23 protein-coding genes and 1 tRNA gene are annotated in these 18,361 nt (G+C 66.2%); 16 read left to right on the top strand and 8 right to left on the bottom strand.

Annotated features, from left to right (window positions below; genetic code table 11):
• Positions 1 to 4 precede the first annotated feature (4 nt).
• Genes ACP7AB_RS12265 through ACP7AB_RS12255 form a run of 3 tightly spaced genes read left to right on the top strand, consistent with a single transcriptional unit; the run spans position 5 to position 2,095 of the window.
• A complete protein-coding gene (locus tag ACP7AB_RS12265) occupies positions 5 to 460 on the top strand; it encodes a type II toxin-antitoxin system RatA family toxin (protein ID WP_425991497.1) in 456 nt (151 codons plus the stop codon).
• A complete protein-coding gene (locus tag ACP7AB_RS12260; protein ID WP_426046148.1) occupies positions 457 to 1,572 on the top strand; it encodes an NAD(P)/FAD-dependent oxidoreductase in 1,116 nt (371 codons plus the stop codon). The genes ACP7AB_RS12265 and ACP7AB_RS12260 overlap by 4 nt, the downstream gene beginning before the upstream one ends.
• Complete coding sequence (locus ACP7AB_RS12255; RefSeq protein WP_425991493.1) at positions 1,565 to 2,095, top strand: GNAT family N-acetyltransferase; 531 nt, start codon at positions 1,565 to 1,567, stop codon at positions 2,093 to 2,095. Before ACP7AB_RS12260 ends, ACP7AB_RS12255 begins: the two co-directional genes overlap by 8 nt.
• On the opposite strand, the gene ACP7AB_RS12250 is transcribed toward ACP7AB_RS12255, so the two are convergent.
• A complete protein-coding gene (locus ACP7AB_RS12250; protein WP_425991492.1) occupies positions 2,096 to 2,437 on the bottom strand; it encodes a hypothetical protein in 342 nt (113 codons plus the stop codon).
• Positions 2,438 to 2,482: 45 nt separating this feature from the next.
• Here ACP7AB_RS12250 and ACP7AB_RS12245 point away from each other — a divergent pair, with 45 nt between their 5' ends.
• The 11 genes from ACP7AB_RS12245 to lpdA all read left to right on the top strand — a co-directional run bounded on the left by ACP7AB_RS12245 (position 2,483) and on the right by lpdA (position 11,875).
• Positions 2,483 to 3,001 carry a GNAT family N-acetyltransferase gene (locus ACP7AB_RS12245; protein ID WP_425991490.1) on the top strand — a complete coding sequence of 173 codons (519 nt, stop codon included), beginning with the start codon at positions 2,483 to 2,485 and terminating at the stop codon, positions 2,999 to 3,001.
• A 122-nt stretch (positions 3,002 to 3,123) separates the two neighbouring features.
• A complete protein-coding gene (gene rpmF, locus ACP7AB_RS12240) occupies positions 3,124 to 3,306 on the top strand; it encodes a 50S ribosomal protein L32 (protein ID WP_029416334.1) in 183 nt (60 codons plus the stop codon).
• Positions 3,307 to 3,424: 118 nt separating this feature from the next.
• Entirely contained in the window at positions 3,425 to 4,039 is a 615-nt protein-coding gene (locus ACP7AB_RS12235) for a hypothetical protein (protein WP_425991488.1), read from the top strand.
• Between the two features lie 75 nt (positions 4,040 to 4,114).
• On the top strand, positions 4,115 to 5,392 hold the full coding sequence (eno, locus tag ACP7AB_RS12230) for a phosphopyruvate hydratase (RefSeq protein ID WP_425991486.1): 1,278 nt from the start codon (positions 4,115 to 4,117) through the stop codon (positions 5,390 to 5,392).
• 152 nt (positions 5,393 to 5,544) lie between these two features.
• Entirely contained in the window at positions 5,545 to 5,862 is a 318-nt protein-coding gene (locus ACP7AB_RS12225; RefSeq protein WP_425991670.1) for an FtsB family cell division protein, read from the top strand.
• Between the two features lie 124 nt (positions 5,863 to 5,986).
• On the top strand, positions 5,987 to 7,021 hold the full coding sequence (gene pdhA / locus ACP7AB_RS12220) for a pyruvate dehydrogenase (acetyl-transferring) E1 component subunit alpha (protein ID WP_425991484.1): 1,035 nt from the start codon (positions 5,987 to 5,989) through the stop codon (positions 7,019 to 7,021).
• Positions 7,018 to 8,415, top strand: a complete 1,398-nt coding sequence (locus ACP7AB_RS12215; protein WP_425991482.1) for a pyruvate dehydrogenase complex E1 component subunit beta — start codon at positions 7,018 to 7,020, stop codon at positions 8,413 to 8,415. Before pdhA ends, ACP7AB_RS12215 begins: the two co-directional genes overlap by 4 nt.
• On the top strand, positions 8,412 to 8,720 hold the full coding sequence (locus ACP7AB_RS12210; protein WP_425991480.1) for a DUF5076 domain-containing protein: 309 nt from the start codon (positions 8,412 to 8,414) through the stop codon (positions 8,718 to 8,720). The genes ACP7AB_RS12215 and ACP7AB_RS12210 overlap by 4 nt, the downstream gene beginning before the upstream one ends.
• Positions 8,717 to 9,979 carry a pyruvate dehydrogenase complex dihydrolipoamide acetyltransferase gene (locus tag ACP7AB_RS12205; protein WP_425991478.1) on the top strand — a complete coding sequence of 421 codons (1,263 nt, stop codon included), beginning with the start codon at positions 8,717 to 8,719 and terminating at the stop codon, positions 9,977 to 9,979. The genes ACP7AB_RS12210 and ACP7AB_RS12205 overlap by 4 nt, the downstream gene beginning before the upstream one ends.
• A 4-nt stretch (positions 9,980 to 9,983) precedes the next feature.
• Positions 9,984 to 10,466 carry a glutathione peroxidase gene (locus ACP7AB_RS12200; RefSeq protein WP_425991476.1) on the top strand — a complete coding sequence of 161 codons (483 nt, stop codon included), beginning with the start codon at positions 9,984 to 9,986 and terminating at the stop codon, positions 10,464 to 10,466.
• A 2-nt stretch (positions 10,467 to 10,468) separates the two neighbouring features.
• Positions 10,469 to 11,875, top strand: a complete 1,407-nt coding sequence (lpdA, locus tag ACP7AB_RS12195; protein ID WP_425991474.1) for a dihydrolipoyl dehydrogenase — start codon at positions 10,469 to 10,471, stop codon at positions 11,873 to 11,875.
• A 253-nt stretch (positions 11,876 to 12,128) separates the two neighbouring features.
• Here the strand turns inward: lpdA and ACP7AB_RS12190 are convergent, their stop codons facing one another.
• Genes ACP7AB_RS12190 through ACP7AB_RS12160 form a run of 7 tightly spaced genes read right to left on the bottom strand, consistent with a single transcriptional unit; the run spans position 12,129 to position 17,035 of the window.
• A complete protein-coding gene (locus ACP7AB_RS12190) occupies positions 12,129 to 12,311 on the bottom strand; it encodes a DUF3606 domain-containing protein (RefSeq protein WP_013269402.1) in 183 nt (60 codons plus the stop codon).
• Between the two features lie 4 nt (positions 12,312 to 12,315).
• The gene (locus ACP7AB_RS12185; protein WP_425991471.1) at positions 12,316 to 12,903 is read right to left on the bottom strand and encodes a hypothetical protein; all 588 of its coding nucleotides are present in this window, start codon (positions 12,901 to 12,903) and stop codon (positions 12,316 to 12,318) included.
• 55 nt (positions 12,904 to 12,958) lie between these two features.
• Positions 12,959 to 13,762 (bottom strand): MBL fold metallo-hydrolase, encoded by an 804-nt coding sequence (locus ACP7AB_RS12180; RefSeq protein WP_425991470.1) that lies wholly within the window; start codon positions 13,760 to 13,762, stop codon positions 12,959 to 12,961.
• Positions 13,759 to 14,538, bottom strand: a complete 780-nt coding sequence (locus ACP7AB_RS12175; protein WP_425991468.1) for a TatD family hydrolase — start codon at positions 14,536 to 14,538, stop codon at positions 13,759 to 13,761. The genes ACP7AB_RS12180 and ACP7AB_RS12175 overlap by 4 nt, the downstream gene beginning before the upstream one ends.
• Entirely contained in the window at positions 14,538 to 15,518 is a 981-nt protein-coding gene (locus ACP7AB_RS12170) for a DNA polymerase III subunit delta' (protein WP_425991466.1), read from the bottom strand. The genes ACP7AB_RS12175 and ACP7AB_RS12170 overlap by 1 nt, the downstream gene beginning before the upstream one ends.
• Entirely contained in the window at positions 15,515 to 16,141 is a 627-nt protein-coding gene (tmk, locus tag ACP7AB_RS12165; RefSeq protein WP_425991464.1) for a dTMP kinase, read from the bottom strand. The genes ACP7AB_RS12170 and tmk overlap by 4 nt, the downstream gene beginning before the upstream one ends.
• Positions 16,142 to 16,189: 48 nt before the next feature.
• A complete protein-coding gene (locus tag ACP7AB_RS12160; protein WP_425991462.1) occupies positions 16,190 to 17,035 on the bottom strand; it encodes a septal ring lytic transglycosylase RlpA family protein in 846 nt (281 codons plus the stop codon).
• Positions 17,036 to 17,351: 316 nt separating this feature from the next.
• On the opposite strand from ACP7AB_RS12160, the gene ACP7AB_RS12155 reads away from it, so the two are divergent.
• Together ACP7AB_RS12155 and ACP7AB_RS12150 are read left to right on the top strand one after the other, a co-directional pair.
• Positions 17,352 to 17,441: transfer RNA gene (locus tag ACP7AB_RS12155), tRNA-Ser, on the top strand.
• A gap of 64 nt (positions 17,442 to 17,505) precedes the next feature.
• Positions 17,506 to 18,258 carry a hypothetical protein gene (locus ACP7AB_RS12150; RefSeq protein WP_425991460.1) on the top strand — a complete coding sequence of 251 codons (753 nt, stop codon included), beginning with the start codon at positions 17,506 to 17,508 and terminating at the stop codon, positions 18,256 to 18,258.
• The last annotated feature ends 103 nt before the right edge of the window (positions 18,259 to 18,361 follow it).

Raw genomic sequence — 18,361 nt, 5'->3', positions numbered from 1 at the left:
CCTTTTGGCCGTCCACCGCGTCACCCGAGTCCTGCCCTATACGCCCGCCCAGCTCGCCGATCTGGTGGCGGACGTGGAGGCCTATCCGCGCTTCGTGAAATGGGTCACGGCCATGCGCGTGTGGAACCGGCGCGAGGAAAGCCCCGGCGTGTCCCTGCTGGACGCCGAGGCGGCCGTCGGGTTCTCGTTCCTGAAGGAGCGGTTTTCCACCTGGGTGCGGCATGACCGAAACGCGCCGTCGGTGGAAGTCGGCCTGTTGCGCGGCCCGTTCCGACATCTGAAGAACCGCTGGATTTTCCACGCCATTCCAGAGGGTACGCGGCTGGAGTTCACGATCGACTTCGCCTTCAGGTCGCCCTTTCTCAACGCCGCGCTCCAGGCCAATTTCGACCGAGCGGTCTCGTCGCTGATCGGCAGTTTCGAGCACGAGGCGGCGCGGCGCTACGGAAAGCCCGAATGACGGATTTCGACTTCGACGCGGTCGTGGTGGGGGCAGGGGCCGTCGGCCTCGCCTGCGGGCGGGCGCTGTCGAAGCGGGGGCTGAGCGTGCTCGTGCTCGAGAAGGAGCCGCACATCAGCGAGGGCGTGTCCTCGCGGAACTCCGAGGTCATCCATGGCGGGCTCTACTATCCGACCGGGTCGCTGAAGGCGAAGTTCTGCGTCGAGGGTCGGCGCGCGCTCTACGCCTATCTGGAGACGCACAAGATCGACTCCCGCAAGTGCGGCAAGCTTGTGGTGGCCACGCAGGAGGACGAGGTCAGGCTGATCGAGACGATCTTCGTCCAGGCGACAACCAACGGCGTCGAGGGGCTGGAGCATCTGTCAGGCGAACAGGCGCGGGCGATGGAGCCCGAGCTGAACGCCCACGCCGCCATCCTGTCGCCCGAGAGCGGGGTGTTCGCCAGCCACGACTATATGCTGGCCCTGGAGGGCGAGATCCAGGACGGAGGCGGGTCGGTCGTGGTCTCGACGCCGTTCGAGCGGGCCGAGCCCCTGCCGGGCGGCGGGTTCACGATCACGGCCGGAGGGGAGGGCGGCGCGACCCTGACCTGTCGCCTGCTGGTGACGGCGCCGGGGTTGTCGTCGCAGGAGGTCGCGGGGCGGATCGAAGGCTTCCCGGCCGATCACATCCCCAGGGGCCATTTCGGCAAGGGCGTCTATTTCCGGCTGACCGGCAGGGCGCCGTTCGAACGGCTGATCTATCCGCCGCCGATCGCGGGGGCGCTGGGCACCCACTACCGCAAGGACCTGGGCGGCCAGGCGGTGTTCGGGCCGGACCTCGAATACGTCGAGACCGAGGACTATTCCGTCGACCCGGCCAGGGCCGAGGGGTTCGCGACCTATATCCGCCGCTTCTGGCCCGGGCTGCCGGACGGCGCCCTGACGCCCGACTATGCCGGCATCCGCCCGAAACTGCATGGGGCCGGCGAGCCCCAGCCGGACTTCCAGCTGCGCGGGCGCGACGATCACGGCATCGAGGGTCTGGTCGCCCTGTTCGGCATCGAGAGCCCGGGCCTGACCAGCTCCCTTGCGATCGGTGAGGCGGTTGCGGCAATGCTGACCGATGACTGAACTCGTGATCCGGGACGCCGATGCGGCCGATATTCCGGCCATTCACCGGCTGATCGAGAGCGCCTATCGCGGCGAGAGCTCGCGCGCGGGCTGGACCACTGAGGCCGATCTTCTGACCGGACAGCGCACCGATCCTGACGAGCTCGCAGAGATTGTCGCCGATCCGGAACAGGCGATGCTGACGGCCTGGGACGGCGAGGATCTGCTGGCCTGCATCCGCATCCAGCGGCAACCGGACGGAGCCGGGTACTTCGGCATGCTGTCGGTCAGCCCGAAGCGGCAGGCTTCGGGTCTGGGCCGGCGGATGGTCGCGGCGGCGGAACACGCGATGGCGCAGCGATTCGGGGCGCGGGTGATTCGGATTTCCGTCTTTCCCCAGCGTGACACTCTGATCGCCTGGTACGAGCGGCTGGGCTACGCCGACACCGGCCGAACCCTCGCCTTCGACTACGGGAACCTGCGGCTGGGCACGGCGCTGCGCGACGACCTGTATTTCGTCGTCATGGAGAAGGCGCTGGCCTGATCAGATCGGGTTCGGCTGGCCGAAGCCGAGGCTGAAGATGATGATCAGGGCGACAACCCAGGCGAACGGCGAGAACAGCAGGATCCACGATAGCCGCTCGTACCTTAGCCAATAGGCGATCCAGCCGAGGACCGGCCCCAAAATGATGGCCAGCGGGAAGGTCATCATCGTGAAGATGAAGACATAGATCATCGTGTTCACGCCCGCGTCGGTGGCCATCACGGACATCATCCCCATCACGCCGGCCGGGATGATCGCGAGCACGGCGACGATCGATCCGATGATCAGCCACAGCCGCAGGGTCTTGCTGCGGGGCGGGCGAGGGGCGTTGGGCTCGGTCATGGTGGCATTTGACGCGGTCAAGCCCGATACGGCAAGGCTCGCGGCATGGAGATCACCACGTCCCGGCTGAGGCTTCGTCCCGCCCGCCCGGAGGATCTGAACGCCATCCACGCCGTCCTGTCGCACCGGGAGGCCATGCGCTGGTGGTCGACCCCGCCGCATGACGACATCGAACAGTCGCGCGCCTGGCTGGACGGGATGATCGCCAATACGGCGGCCGGCGCGGCGGATTTTGTCGTCGAACACGAGGGGCGCGTCATCGGCAAGGCCGGCTGCTGGAAGGCACCCGACGTGGGCTACATCCTGCATCCCGCCGTCTGGGGACGGGGATTCGCGAGCGAGGCCCTGCGCGCCGTGATCGACCATGTCTTCGCCGCGACGGACCTCGACGCCCTGAACGCCGACGTCGACCCGAACAATGCGGCGTCGATCCGGCTGCTGGAACGGCTCGGCTTCGTCAGGACCGGCGAGGCGAAGGCCACCTGGCATATCGGCGGCCAGTGGATGGACAGCCTCTACTACGGCCTTGAACGGTCTCGCTGGCAGACGCGTCAGGAGGGTTGAACTTCCGTCCGGCTTGAGGCATAAGCCCGCGCTCGCTGGCGGCTCTTTCGAGGGGCCGCCGCTTCTGTTTTTTGCGTCAGGCCCCTGCGGGAACCGGCGCCGTATACGAGATCGAGACGGACATGGCCGTTCCTAAGCGCAAAGTATCGCCCTCGCGTCGCAACATGCGCCGCGCTCACGACGCCCTGGGTACGAACCCGTACACCGAGGACAAGGACACGGGTGAGCTGCGTCGTTCGCACCACATCGACCTGAAGACCGGCACCTATCGCGGCCGCCAGGTCCTGACGCCCAAGGAAGACTAGGGTTCGACACGAGGTCGGGCTCCGGTCTCATGACGAAACGGTGAAGTTTGCGGCGCGCGGTTCACCCGCGCGCCGTTTTCGTGCGTTTATGGCGTCTCATCTGACGAGGAGCGCCCCCATGATTCGGACCCTTTCCGCCACCGCCGCCGTCGCACTGTTGCTCGCCGCCTGCGGGCAGCAGGATGCGATAGAGCCCGCAGCCGCGCCTGAAACCCCCGCCGCCACCACGCCCGCGGCTCCAGCGCCCAACGCCCTGACGGCGGGCGGCTATGGCCCCCTGCTCATCGGCATGACCCGCGCCGAGGTCGTCACGGCCCTGGGCGACGACAGCGATCCGAACTCGGCCGGCAGCGCCGAGCCCGAGGCCTGCGACCAGTGGCGTCCGGCCCGCGCGCCCGAGGGCGTTCTGGTCATGATCCAGGACGGCGTCCTGACCCGAATCTCCGTGGCCTCGCCCTCGACGCTGAAGACGGATCGCGGCTTCGGCGTCGGCGACACGGCCGCCGCCATCAAGGCGGCCTACGGTCCCTTGGCCGTGGCCCAGCCGCACAAATATTCCGCGCCGCCGGCCGAGGACATTTTCGTCTGGGCCACGGGCGGTCCGGCGACAGCCGGCGCCTTTGTCCAGGACGCCGCCGCGCGCGGCGTTCGCTACGAGATCAACGGCGAGGGCAGGGTCCAGATCGTCCACGTCGGCGGGCCGGACATCCAGCTGGTCGAAGGCTGCTCGTAACCTGACGAGGTTGGCGATTCGCAGGCGTCGGGCTAAACCCCGACGCCTGCTCTCCCTCGCACCTCGAAGGCTCCCATGACCGACATCGCCGACATCGTCGCCCGCCAGATTCTCGACAGCCGGGGCAACCCCACGGTCGAGGTGGATGTGGTTCTGGATGACGGCAGCTTCGGCCGCGCAGCGGTGCCCTCCGGCGCCTCGACCGGCGCGCACGAGGCGGTCGAGCTTCGCGATGGCGACAAGGACCGCTGGGGCGGCAAGGGCGTCCAGAACGCGGTGGACGCCGTCAACGGCGAGATCTTCGATGCGCTCAGCGGAATGGACGCGGAAGACCAACGCCGCATCGACGAGGCCCTGATCACGCTCGACGGCACCGAGAACAAGGCCCGCCTCGGCGCCAACGCCATCCTCGGCGTGTCGCTGGCGGTCGCCAAGGCCAGCGCCATCTCCGTTGGTCTGCCGCTGTTCCGCTATGTCGGCGGCATCTCGGCCCGCGTGCTTCCGACCCCGATGATGAACATCATCAACGGCGGCGCCCACGCCGACAATCCGATCGACATCCAGGAGTTCATGATCCTGCCGACCGGGGCCGAGAGCTTTTCCGAGGGCCTGCGCATGGGGTCGGAGATCTTCCACGCGCTGCGGAAACAGCTGAAGGACGCGGGGCACAATACCAATGTCGGCGACGAGGGCGGCTTCGCCCCCAACCTGGCCTCGGCCGAGGAGGCGCTGAGCTTCATCACCAAGGCAGGTCAGGCGGCCGGCTATCTGGCGGGCGAGGACTTCCACCTGGCGCTCGACGTCGCCGCGACCGAGTTCTTCAAGGACGGGGCCTACAACATGAAGGGCGAGGGCAAGATTCTGGACGGGGAGGGGATGGTCGCCTACCTGGCCGACCTGTGCGAACGCTTCCCCATCGTCTCGATCGAGGACGGCTGTTCCGAGGATGATTTCGAGGGCTGGAAGTTGCTGACGGATGCCCTGGGCGAGCGGGTCCAGATCGTCGGCGACGACCTGTTCGTCACCAACCCGGCGCGCCTGGCCGCCGGTATCGGCGAGGGCCTGGCGAACTCCATCCTGATCAAGGTCAACCAGATCGGCACCCTGTCCGAGACCCTGGACGCCGTCGATATGGCCCACCGCGCCGGCTACACGGCCGTGATGAGCCACCGTTCGGGCGAGACCGAGGATTCGACCATCGCCGACCTCGCCGTGGCCACCAACTGCGGACAGATCAAGACCGGCTCCCTGGCCCGTTCGGACCGCACGGCCAAGTACAACCAGCTGCTGCGCATCGAGGAGCTTCTGGGCGATCAGGCCAGCTATTACGGCGACGGAATGCTGCTGAAATAGGCGGCGAGAGGGGCGGGTCGTCGGCGGCGTCCGCCCCTTACAGTCCGTGCTACGTAATTCTACGGCAGAGCTAGGATTTGTTAGGCATTTCCGGTCACAAACGCTCAACTGTGTGACCACGCTCAGAAGGAGCGTTCGTATTGCCCGAACGGATGAAGCCCTACTCGCTGTCTGCCTTCCTCTTTTTACTCGTCGTGTACCTGGGAGTTCAGGCGCTGACGGGGGAGCGGGGTCTGCTCAGCGGCGCTGCCCGCGATGCACGGCTGGACCAGCGCGAGGCGCAACTCACCGCCCTGACCGAGCAGCGCGCCGACCTGGAGATCCGCGTGCGCTATCTGCGTACGGGCAGCCTGTCGCGTGATCTGCTCGAGGAGCGGGCCCGCGCCGTGCTCGGTTTCAGTGATCCGCGCGACTATGTCGTGCGCACCGTGGCAGCCTCGACGCCCGTCGTGAACGCCACTGTCTCCTGAACTCTTGTTACAGCCCAGGTGGCGTGCTTTGCCTTTGGGGAACGAAGGCTGCTACAGCCGCTTTCCGTAACGACAAGAGGCCCGAACGGCGCGTTTCGCCATGGGCTCACCCGGGAGATGCCGGATGGCGAGAGCTGCCCAGAAGACCACGGATTCCAAGGGGTCCGCCAAGATTCCAAACACGCCGGCGGCGTCCAAGGAGGACCTGCTCAGGTACTATCGCGAGATGGTCCTGATCCGCCGCTTCGAGGAGCGCGCCGGACAGCTGTACGGCATGGGTCTGATCGGCGGATTCTGCCACCTCTACATCGGCCAGGAGGCCGTGGCTGTCGGCGTTCAGGAGAGCGTCAGGCAGGGCCACGACAAGATCATCACCGGCTATCGCGACCACGGCCACATGCTGGCCGCCGGCATGGACCCGAAAGCGGTCATGGCCGAGCTGACCGGTCGCTCGGGCGGGTCGTCCAAGGGCAAGGGCGGGTCGATGCACATGTTCGACGTCCCGACCGGCTTCTACGGCGGCCACGGCATCGTGGGCGCCCAGGTGGCGCTCGGCACCGGCCTGGCTTTCGCGGGCAAATACCGCGGTGATGACTCGGTCGCCTTCATCTATTTCGGCGACGGCGCCTCGAACCAAGGTCAGGTCTACGAGAGCTTCAACATGGCCCAGTTGTGGAAACTGCCGGCCATCTACATCATCGAGAACAACCAGTACGCCATGGGCACGAGCATCGAGCGTTCGTCCTCGACGACCGAGCTCTACATGCGCGGGTCGAGCTTCGGCATTCCGGGCGAGCAGGTCGACGGCATGGATGTGCTGGCGGTCAAGGACGCGGTCGAACGCGCCGTCAAGCGAGCCCGGGAGGGCGGCGGTCCCTTCATCCTCGAGGTGAAGACCTATCGCTATCGCGGTCACTCGATGTCGGATCCGGCCAAATACCGGTCCAAGGACGAGGTCGACGAGGTCAAGAAGACCCGCGACCCAATCGACCACGTCAAGATGCTGCTCGAACAGGCCAGGGCCACCGAGGACGAGCTGAAGGCCATCGACGCCGAGATCAAACAGATCGTCGCCGAGGCGGTCCAGTTCGCCCAGGAAAGCCCTGAGCCCGATCCGTCCGAACTCTATACCGACGTCTATGTGGAGACCGCAGCGTGACCGACATCCTGATGCCGGCGCTGTCGCCCACGATGGAAGAGGGCAATCTGACCAAGTGGCACGTGAAGGCGGGCGACGTGGTCAAGGCCGGCGACGTGATCGCCGAGATCGAGACCGACAAGGCCACGATGGAGGTCGAGGCCGTCGATGAGGGCGAGATCGCCGAAATCCTGGTTGCCGAAGGCTCCGAGGGCGTGAAGGTCAACACCCCGATCGCACGCATGGCCGGTGAGGGCGGCGCTGTGGCAAGTCCCCCCTCGAACCCTGCCTTGCAGGCTTCGGTCCCCCCTGAGGGGGGACAATCTGTGGCGCAATCTCCCCCCGCCGGGGGGAGTACCGGCGAAGCCGGGGAGGGGGGCAAGTCCGCCGCTCCGAAGGTCGAACTGCGCGATCCGGAAATCCCCGCCGACGCCAAACTGGTCAAGACGACCGTGCGCGACGCCCTGCGCGACGCCATGGCCGAGGAGATGCGGCGTGACGAGGCCGTCTTCCTGATCGGCGAGGAAGTCGCCCAGTACCAGGGGGCCTACAAGGTCTCCAGAGAGCTGCTGCAGGAGTTCGGCGATCGCCGCGTGGTCGACACCCCGATCACCGAGCACGGTTTCGCGGGCCTGGGCGTCGGAGCCGCGATGGCGGGTCTGAAGCCGATCGTGGAGTTCATGACCTTCAACTTCGCCATGCAGGCGATCGACCACATCATCAACTCGGCGGCCAAGACCCTCTACATGTCGGGCGGACAGATCCGCGCGCCGATCGTGTTCCGCGGTCCGAACGGCGCCGCCAGCCGCGTCGGCGCCCAGCACAGCCAGGACTATTCCGCCTGGTACGCCCAGGTGCCCGGCCTGAAGGTCGTCGCTCCGTATGATGCGGCTGACGCCAAGGGCCTGCTGAAATCGGCCATCCGCGACCCGAACCCCGTCGTCTTCCTCGAGCACGAGATGATGTACGGGATCGAGTTCGACGTGCCCGACGTCGAGGACTGGCTGGTCCCGATCGGCAAGGCCAAGGTCCGCCGCGAAGGCACGGACGTGACCATCACGGCCCATGCCCGCATGGTCGGTTTCGCCCTTCAGGCGGCCGAGCAGCTGGAGGCCGAGGGCATCTCCTGCGAGGTCGTCGACCTGCGCACCCTGCGTCCGCTGGATCACGAGACCATCGTCGCCAGCGTGAAGAAGACCAGCCGACTGGTCTCGGCCGAGGAAGGCTGGGGTCCGATGGGCGTCGGCGCCGAGGTCGTCGCCCGGGTGATCGAGCACGCCTTCGACTATCTGGATGCGCCGCCGATGCGGGTGCACCAGGAAGACGTGCCGCTGCCCTATGCCGCCAACCTGGAAGTCCTGTCGCTGCCCGGCGTCGACAAGATCGTCGCGGCTGTCAAGGCGGTGATGGCGTGAGCAACGAGCCGTCCGAGTTCCAGCTGACCGTCCCGGACAGCGTGGCCTCCGACCCCGATGCGGTCGAGATGCTGCGCTTCTGGTGGTCGCGCGGCGAACCCGTGATGGCGATCAAGCCGGCTTTCGAGGACCCCCGGGCCTATGGAAGCATCCTGGCCATCGCGGCCCGGAACGTCGCCCACGTCTATCATGCGGCCAAGGGGCTGGATGAGGACGAGACCTACCGCCAGGTGCTGGCCGGGCTGGAAGCCGCCCTGGGCGGCCCCGGCTATCAGACCATCGCCGAGACCAAGAGCGAAGCATGACCGACATCCTGATGCCCGCCCTGTCGCCCACCATGGAAGAGGGCGTTCTGGCCAAATGGCACGTCAAGGTCGGCGATGTCGTCAAGGCCGGCGACGTGATCGCCGAGATCGAGACCGACAAGGCCACGATGGAGGTCGAGGCCGTCGACGAGGGCACGATCACCGACATCCTGGTGGCCGAGGGTGCCGAGGGCGTGAAGGTCAACACGCCGATCGCGCGTCTGGCCGAAGAGGGCGGCTCAGCCGCTCCCGCTCCGAAGGCTACCGAACCGGCCAGGGCAGAGACCCCGAAGGCGGAAGCCCCTCCGGTCAAGGCCGCTCCCACCGCCGCACCTGCCCAGAAGTCCGGTGAACGCGTCTTCGCCTCGCCCCTGGCGCGTCGTCTGGCGAAGGACGCCGGTCTCGACATCGCGACGCTGAAGGGCTCCGGCCCGCACGGCCGTATCGTCAAGTCCGACGTGGAGGCCGCCGGCAAGGGCGGCGCCCGCCCGGCCGCTGCGCCGGCGACCGCGACCTCAGGCATCGAAACCCGCAAGGTCCAGTCGCTGGCCGACATGGGTATTCCGGACGGCAGCTACGACCTGATCCCGCTGGACGGGATGAAGAAGGCCGTCGCCCGCCGCATGGTCGGCGCGGTGCAGAACGTGCCGCACTTCCCGCTGTTCATAGACGTCGAGATCGACGCCCTGCTGGCTGCCCGCGCCACAATCAACGCCCTGCTCGAGAAGAGCGGCGTCAAGGTCTCGGTCAACGACTTCGTCATCAAGGCCGCCGCCATGGCCCTGAAGGCGGTGCCGGAGGCCAACGCCAGCTACAGCCCCGAGGGCATCGCCCTGCACCACAACGCCGACGTGGCGATGGCGGTGGCGATCGATGGCGGCCTGATCACCCCGATCATCTTCAAGGCCGAGACCAAGTCCCTGTCGCAGATCGCGGTGGAGTCGAAGGATCTGGCCAAACGGGCCCGTGAGAAGAAGCTGAAGCCCGAGGAATTCCAGGGCGGCACCTTCAGCGTCTCGAACCTCGGCATGTTCGGGATCAAGGCCTTCAGCTCGATCATCAACGAACCGCAGGGCGCGATCATGAGCGTCGGCGCGGGCGAGCAGCGTGCGGTCGTGAAGAACGGCCAGCTGACCGTGGCGACCGTGATGACGGTCACCGTCACCTGCGATCACCGCGTGGTCGACGGCGCGACCGGGGCCCGCTTCCTGCAGGCGTTCAAGCCGCTGATCGAAGACCCCGTCACCATGCTGGCCTAGGGCGATGACGGCGTCGGTCTATGACTTCACCGCCACCGGGATCGACGGGACAGAGATCCCGCTGGACCGGTTTCGTGGACAGGCGCTGCTGATCGTCAATACCGCCTCGAAATGCGGCTTTACCGGCCAGTACGCCGGGCTAGAGGCCCTGCATCGGCAATACGCCGACCAACCGTTCGAGGTGCTGGGCTTTCCCTGCAACCAGTTCGGCGGCCAGGAGCCCGGCCGGGCGGCGGAGATCGCGTCTTTCTGCAGTTCGACCTTCGACGCGAGCTTCCCGATGTTCGACAAGGTCGAGGTCAACGGCCCGAGGCGGCATCCGCTCTATGACTGGCTGACGCGCCAGAAGCGCGGTTTCCTCGGCAGCCGCGACGTGAAATGGAACTTCACCAAATTCCTGACGGACCGCGAGGGCAGGGTGGTCGCCCGATTCGCACCCCAGGTCGAACCCGAGGCCATCAAGGCCGATATCGTGAAGGTGCTCTGATCATGGCCGTTGAATTCGATCTCATCGTCATCGGTTCGGGCCCCGGCGGCTATGTGGCCGCGATCCGCGCCAGCCAGCTGGGCCAGAAGGTCGCTATCGTCGAGCGTGAGAGCCTGGGCGGCATCTGCCTGAACTGGGGCTGTATCCCCACCAAGGCCCTGCTCAAGTCGGGTGAGAAGTTCGAGAGCCTGTCGCACCTGAAGGAGTACGGCCTGTCGGCATCGGGCGCGACCTTCGACTTCGACGCCATCATCCAGCGCTCGCGCGGCGTGGCGGCGACGATGAGCAAGGGCATCACCTTCCTGATGAAGAAGAACAAGATCGAGGTCATCGAGGGCTCGGCCAGGCTGGAGAAGGGCGCGGCGGCGCCGAAGGTCGTCATCGATCTGAAGGCCGGCGGATCGCGCACGGTCGAGGCGAAGGCGGTCATGCTGGCCGTCGGCGCCCGCGCCAGGTCAATCCCGCAGATCGGCCTGAAAGCCGACGGCGACCGGATCTGGGCCTATCGCGAGGCTCTCGCGCCAAAGACCATGCCGGCCTCGATCATCGTCATCGGCTCAGGCGCCATCGGAATCGAATTCGGCAGCTTCTACAGAGCCCTGGGCGCTGAAGTTACGGTCGTGGAAGCGGTCGATCGCATCATGCCGGTCGAGGACGAGGAGGTCTCCAAGGCCGCCCAGAAGTCGTTCGAGAAGCGCGGCATCAAGTTCCGCCTCGGCTGCAAGGTCACCAAGGTGTCCAAGAGCGCGAAGGGGGTCGAGGTCGCCATCGAGACCGACGGCAAGGCCGAGACCCTGGAGGCCGAGGTCTGTATCTCGGCGGTCGGCATCACCGCCAACACCGACGGCATCGGACTGGAGGCGCTGGGCGTCAACATGGACCGAGGCCACATCACCATCGACGGCCACTGCGCCACGAATGTGAAGGGACTCTACGCCATCGGCGACTGCGCCGGCGCGCCCTGGCTGGCGCACAAGGCCTCGCACGAAGGCATCCATGCGGCCGAATACATCGCCGGCTACAAGACCCCGAACGTCGTCTCGCCGATCGCCGGCTGCACCTACGCCCAGCCCCAGGTCGCCTCGGTCGGGATCACGGAGCAGGGTGCCCGCGAGGCGAAGCGCGAGGTCAAAATCGGCCGCTTCCCGTTCCGGGTGAACGGCAAGGCCGTCGCGGCCGGTGAGGTCGACGGCTTCGTCAAGGTCATCTTCGACGCCAAAACCGGGGCCCTGATCGGCGCCCATATGATCGGCCACGAGGTCACCGAGATGATCCAGGGCTATGTCACCGCCATCACCATGGAAGCGACCGAGGAAGACATCCACGGCATCGTCTATCCGCACCCGACCATGTCCGAGGCCATGCACGAGGCGGCGCTGGACGCCTACGGGCGGACGATCCACCTATGATTTGATCACTTCAAACTTCGGCCGAAAATCCATCGTAGCTAAGGCGAAATTGATCTCACCCTTGGGAGTGCGAGTATTAACTTCCCAGAGATCGCCTGCCGAGTTGACTGATTTTGCCTTGGTACTTCCAAGTGAGGCCATCGCTTGGAGGTGGGAAAGGGCGTCCACAGTTTGACTTGGCCCAACACCCAAAACGACGAAGGTAGCTCCGATCGGGATCCTGAAAACACGTATTGCCACAGTGGACCCTAGACTAGCGCTTCTTGCCGAGCTCGGCGGCGATGTCCTTGACCATGCGGCCGGCCTTGCGGTGGGCGGCGGTGATCTGGTCGCGGGTCACGCCCCAGCGCTTCATCCAGTATTCGACGGCCTGACGCTCGGAGAGGTCCAGACGGTCCTTGTCGATGAAGCCGCGTTTGTCCTTGAGACCGGCCATAGTTTCAATCTTCCGACTTATTGGAGGACGTGCGTACACGGCTGAGATGCTCACTCATGGCTGCTGCGTAGTCCCAAGTGAACTTGTGTTCCTGAGCGATCTTTAAGCCGTGTACCCGCCGAAGGATTGCCGCCAAGGCACGTGCCTCCAGACCAATCTCCGCCGCCGACTCTGCCACATCGGCGAAAATAGCATCGGCGGCGTACTCCCAATACTCGCTTAAATGCAATCTGGTGAGTGCTACGCGGGTCCGAAACGACAAGGCATCATCCGTCAAGTGGACGCCCAGAGCTGTCCAGTTCAACTCTGTAGGAAAATCAGGAAGCGCATTCAGGTTTGCTCGATGCGGCGATTGGTCGTCGTAGGGATCCAGATTGGATTGATTTCCGACGACAATTTCAGCGCAATCACGAGCATACGCTTCAAGAGCATTGGCGAGATAAAGCGCGGCGAAAGCTGCTGACTTTCGGATTTCAGCATCAATACGCTTTCGCTCCAAATGCTGCTTGATGGGCTCGCCGAGCAAAGCACTCGCGACGGCCGTGAAAAATGAAGATCCGAGAATCAGCGAAAGAGTGGCGGTAAAATCCATAACCTCGTTTGCGCCTAAGATATATTATGCGAAATTGTATGGCTCAGAAGAGCCGTCAGATCGGCACGTTTCCGGTCCAGCCGTCGAATCCGACTTCGACATTGGCCGGAAGAAGCACCGACAAGGCGTTGTAATCCAGATCGATGTGCAGATTGGTAAGCACAGCACGCTCGACGCCGCTGCGCGCGATCCATTCCAGGGTCCGATCGACATGGCTGTGTGTCGGATGGATCGTCCAGCGCAGCGCATCAACGATCCAGAGGCTGCATCCGGCCAGGGCCTCGAACGCCGCGTCGTCCAGAGCGTCGATGTCGCTTGAATAGGCCACTGATCCCACCCGGTAGCCGACCGACCGGATCGGCCCGTGGCCCTGATCGAAGGTCACGACCGGCACAGGGCCGCCAGCACCCTCTACGGCCCAATGCGCGCCATGCTCCGGGATCTCGCTGAGGTCCAGGATCGCCGGATAACCCTCCATGCTCTCGAAGATATAGGGGAAGCGCGGAACCAGGGCGTCGCGGGTCGCGGCGTCCATCCAGGCCGGAATACGCTTGCGGCGACGGATGGCGAAGACGCGCAGATCATCGATCCCGTGGGTCTGGTCGGCGTGGTCGTGGGTGTACAGGACCGCATCCACGGACTTCACACCGGCGCTCAGCATCTGTTCACGCAGGTCTGGAGAGGTGTCGATCAGGACGGTCGTGTCGCCGTCCGGGCCGCGCCGCCGGATCAGGGCCGAACAGCGGCTGCGCCGGTTCTTTGGCTCGGCGGGATCGCAGACGCCCCAGTCGCCGTCGCCGCGCGGCACCCCGCCGGACGAACCGCTGCCCAGGATGGTGACCTCAAGTTCACCGCTCATGGGCGGGGAATTCCGTCGAACAGGTTGAAGAAGGCGTCGGTCGTGCGCGCCTCCGCCTCCTCCCGGCTCCAGCCGCGGATGTCGGCCAGGGCCTGCAGCACATGGCCGACATAGGCCGGCTCGTTGCGGCGGCCCCTGTGCGGCACGGGCGCCAGATAGGGGCAGTCGGTCTCGACGATGATCCGGTCGGCCGGCATGGCGCGGATGACCTCGCGCACGTCCTCGGCCGCCTTGAAGGTTGCGATACCTGAGACCGAGAACCAGGCCCCCATTTCCGCTGCCAGTTCCGCCAGTTCCGCGCCGCTGGTGTAGCAATGCATGAGGAAGCGGAACGGCGCCTTCGCCTGACCGTCCCGCAGGATCGCGGCCATGTCGGCGTCCGCCTCGCGGGTGTGGACGACGAGCGGCAGGCCGGTGCGCTGGGCCGCCTCGATGTGGGTGCGAAAGACCTGGGCCTGAGCTTCGCGCGGGCTGAGGTCATAGTGGAAGTCGAGACCGCATTCGCCGATGCCGACCACGCGCGGACGTTGGGCCAGCGCCACCAGATCGTCGGCCGTCATGGCCGTGTGGTCCTTGGCCACATGCGGATGGGCGCCGACGGTGCACCAGATGTCCGCATGCGCCACGGCCAGGGCGTGGGTGGCCTCGAAGGTGGAGAGCTTGTCGGAGATTTCGACCATCAACCCGACCCCGGCCTCGCGGGCGCGGGCGATGACGGCGTCGCGGTCCTCGTCGAACTGGTGCGCGTGGAGATTGACGTGGCTGTCGATCAGCATCAGCCCGCCATCCGTTTGACGCGCGCCAGATCGGCCAGGGCCCCGGCCAGCAGGTCGCCCTTGTCGAGGTTGATGGCGACCGCCCGCTCGGGCGCCTCGGTCAGCCGGGTCCACAGATCGGCCCAGGCGGCCCCCTGCCCTCCCTGCGCCAGTGACCGCGCCTTCACGGCGGCGGCGAGCCGGTCCAGCAGGGCCTCGAACCGCGCCTGTCCTTCCGCGCCCCGGAAACCGTCGGCGACCGACAGCTGTTCGGCGCGATCCACCAAGCCTTCGTTGACCCAGCGGCGCGCCAGCCGATCGAGCTCGAGGTTGGCGGCTGTGGCCAGCAACAGGGCGGCGCCGGGCGAGCCGCGCGCCATGCCGGCGATGCGTTCGGCCTCGTCGCCCTCGAGTTCGGTCTGGCGCTCCAGCAGGGTCGCCACCGCGCTCTCGGTCCACGGCTGGAAGGTCAGACGGCGGCAGCGCGAGCGGATCGTCGCCAGCAGCCGCCCCGGCGCATGGGTCACCAGGAACAGCACGCCGCGCTCAGGCGGTTCCTCCAGAACCTTCAGCAAGGCATTGGCGGCATTGAGATTCAGATCATCAGCCGCGTCGATGATCGCCACGCGATAGTCGGCCCGGGACGGGCTCTTGGAGAAGAACTCCGGCAGGTCGCGCGCCTGATCGACCGAGATCGACTTCTTCGTCTTGCCGCCTTCGACCAGCCGTTCCAGCACCAGCAGGTCGGGATGGGACTGGGCCGAGATCAGCTGGCTGACCGGATCGGACGGCCGTGCGCCGAGCGGGCCGCGCGAGGGATCCGGCGCCGCGCCCAGCAGACGCCGGGCGGCGCGCCAGGCGAAGGTCGCCTTGCCCAGACCCTCGGGCCCGCAGACCATCCAGGCGTGATGAAGGCGTCCGCGCTCCAGGGCGTCGAGGAAGGCCGTCTCCGCCTCCATCGACGGAACCAGATCGAAGCGATCGCGCGGATGCTCGCTCACGGCAGGATCGGCTCCACGGCCCGCCAGACCCGCTCGGCGACCGCATCCGGCTCGCCTGTCGCGTCGATGATCCGGCAGCGCTCGGGGTGCTGGGCCGCCACGGACAGGAAGCCGTCGCGCAGGCGGCGGTGGAACGCAAGCCCCTTGGATTCGAACCGCGTCTCCGCCCCGCCCCGCGCCAGCGCCCGCTCCAGACCCACCTCGACCGGCAGGTCGAAGATCAGGGTCAGGTCCGGCTGGTCATCACCGACGATGACGTCGTCCAGGGCCTCGATGAAGTCCGCCGGCGCGCCACCGCCCGCACCCTGATAGGCGCGGCTGGAATCCGCGAAACGGTCGCACACGACCCAGCGACCGGCCTCCAGCGCAGGGCGGATGGTCTTTTCCAGATGGTCGCTGCGCGAGGCGAACATCAGCAGGGTCTCGGTCAGAGGCGACCAGCGGCCGGCGTCGCCGTTCAGGGCGATATGCCGAATCTCCTCGGCGCCGGGCGAGCCGCCGGGCTCGCGCGTGTGCACGACGTCGAGGCCGCGCGCGGCGAGCCGGGCGACCAGTCTGGCGGCCTGGGTGGACTTTCCAGTCCCCTCCCCGCCTTCAAGCGTAATGAAATGTCCTCGGGTCACCGGCGCACAATGGCGATCCGGACCGCCCGGGCCAAGGGCGCAGTGGGTCTAGGGCGCCGATATCAACAGGGCGTCGGCGAATCCGTCGGCCATGACCGACCGGCGGGCCCGTTCGGCGGCCTCGGCGTCGTTCCACGGCCCCATCAGGACCCGGAACATGCTCTGGTCGCTCGCGGCCTGGACGCGGGCGGAGCGGCCGATTCTCTCCGCGACAGACTGGGCCCGGGACGGGTCGCGATCGGCGGCGACCTCGATCCAGTATCTCTGGCCGGTCTCCACGGGCGCCGCGACCGGGGACGGGGGCGGCGGCGCGGCCGCGGCGACCTGCAACACCGTCCCGCCGCCCAGACGCGGGGCGCGGCCGAGATAGCGGACCCTCACCTCGCCGACGCCGCGCGACAGCAGGTCCAGCGCCTCGGCCGCGCCGCGCGACAGGTCAATGATCCGGTCGTCGACGAAAGGCCCGCGATCGTTGACCCGCAGGACCACGCGACGACCGTTGGCCAGGTTCGTCACCTCGACCAGACCGGGCAACGGCAGCGTCTTGTGAGCCGCCGTCAGGGCATGCATGTCGAACCGCTCGCCGGTCGCCGTGGGCCGCCCGTTGAACTGGTCGCCGTACCAGGACGCCAGGCCGACCACGTCATAGTCTGGCTGCTCCTCCGGCTGATACCAGCGCCCGCGGATCTGGTAGCGGCGCATGGTCCCCGACACGATCGGCGCCGGGTCGGTCACGACAGGCGCGGCCTCGGCCAGACGGGGTCCGTCGCGCACGGGACCGGACAGACCGCCCGACGTCGCCCCCGCACTCGCACAGGCAGCCAACAGGGCCGTCGCGGCGGCGACGACCGCGACCCGGGAGGCGCGGCGGAGGAGAAGGGGCGACATCGACATGGCGAAATCTTCGCCGACCCGATTTCCGTTTTGGTTAACGCGCGATGCGCTGCTATGCCCCCTCTCCAGCCGGACAGGTGGCTCAGACCGCCACCGATCAAGCCTGTCGCAAGCGACAGCAGCAGTGCGGCATGGAAGTGTGGCCGAGTGGTTTAAGGCACTGGTCTTGAAAGCTGCTGCGGGTTCACCGCTTGAATACGACGACGGCTCCAAATAGGAGCTATGTTACAGCCCGTTAGCTCGTGTCATGCGCACGGCGGAGCGGGTCCAGAATGCCACCGAAAAGCTTGTCGTAAGCGGCACAGCAGTTCGGTATGGAAGAGTGTCCGAGTGGTTTAAGGAACCGGTCTTGAAAACCGGCGACGGGGAAACCCGTCCGTGGGTTCGAATCCCACCTCTTCCGCCACCGTGGTTCAAGGCAGAGACGAACCACGGTTGCGGTACCGCAAGAGTCGCGGCCAAGTGGATCCATGACCACTCGACTTACGCGTGACCGGGCTAGAGCCAGTCTCACCTACCTTTTCAAGATCGCAAACGATGCAGAGTTCCTGCGCATGATCTGGTGCGTGGATCGGATTAGGTCAGGGGAGATTGAGCTCGGCATGCTCGGGCTCAAGGATGTCCCAGAGAAAGTCATTGCCGCCGTCCGCGACGGCAATCTCTACATTCAGCCATGGCTGCTTGAAGACCTAGTCAACGAGGTGCTTACGACGCCAAAGCCGAAGTTGGAGCTGCCTCGCCGACTAGCTTGCGACAGCTATGAGGGTTTCGCGGCGGTCTACAACGCTCTCTTGAGGGTTGAGGATGCGGAAAGCGGGTTCGAACTGGACCGTGGCCGCGATGTCATTCACGCCATGCCGCGTTTCGCTCACCGCCAGTTTGACTGGCAGCATGGTTGGATGAACGCGCCGCAGCTTTACAGGTCGGCCTATATTTTTGGACAAGGCGAGTGCGAAGCGTGGTTCACTGAAAACCACGAAATCACTCCTGCTGATTTCGTGATGTTTGCTCTAGCCGCGGTGTCAGTTTTTTCGGGCACGCTTTACGCTGACCGGGACAAGTTCATAGTTCCGCAGCTTCAGCTAGATCGCCGCGTGGTCGACTCCGGCTTGAAGCTGGTGTGCCAGCCGCTCGCGAGCTTTAGAGGTCAGGCAGCCAAACTGCGTCGTGGGACTGACAACATCGCTGCGAAGCCCAGCATGCTGCGTGACGTGACCCCCTGAAACTCCTCCAGGAATAGCTAGAGTCCGCCCCTCGAAAGGACGGACAGAATGAAGCGATCGAGATTTACGGAAGAGCAGATCATCGGGATCCTGCGCGAGCAGG

The sequence above is a fragment of the Brevundimonas sp. TWP3-1-2b1 genome (assembly GCF_049896165.1).
Lineage (GTDB): Bacteria > Pseudomonadota > Alphaproteobacteria > Caulobacterales > Caulobacteraceae > Brevundimonas > Brevundimonas subvibrioides_B.
This window is presented reverse-complemented; position numbering and strand designations above follow the sequence as displayed.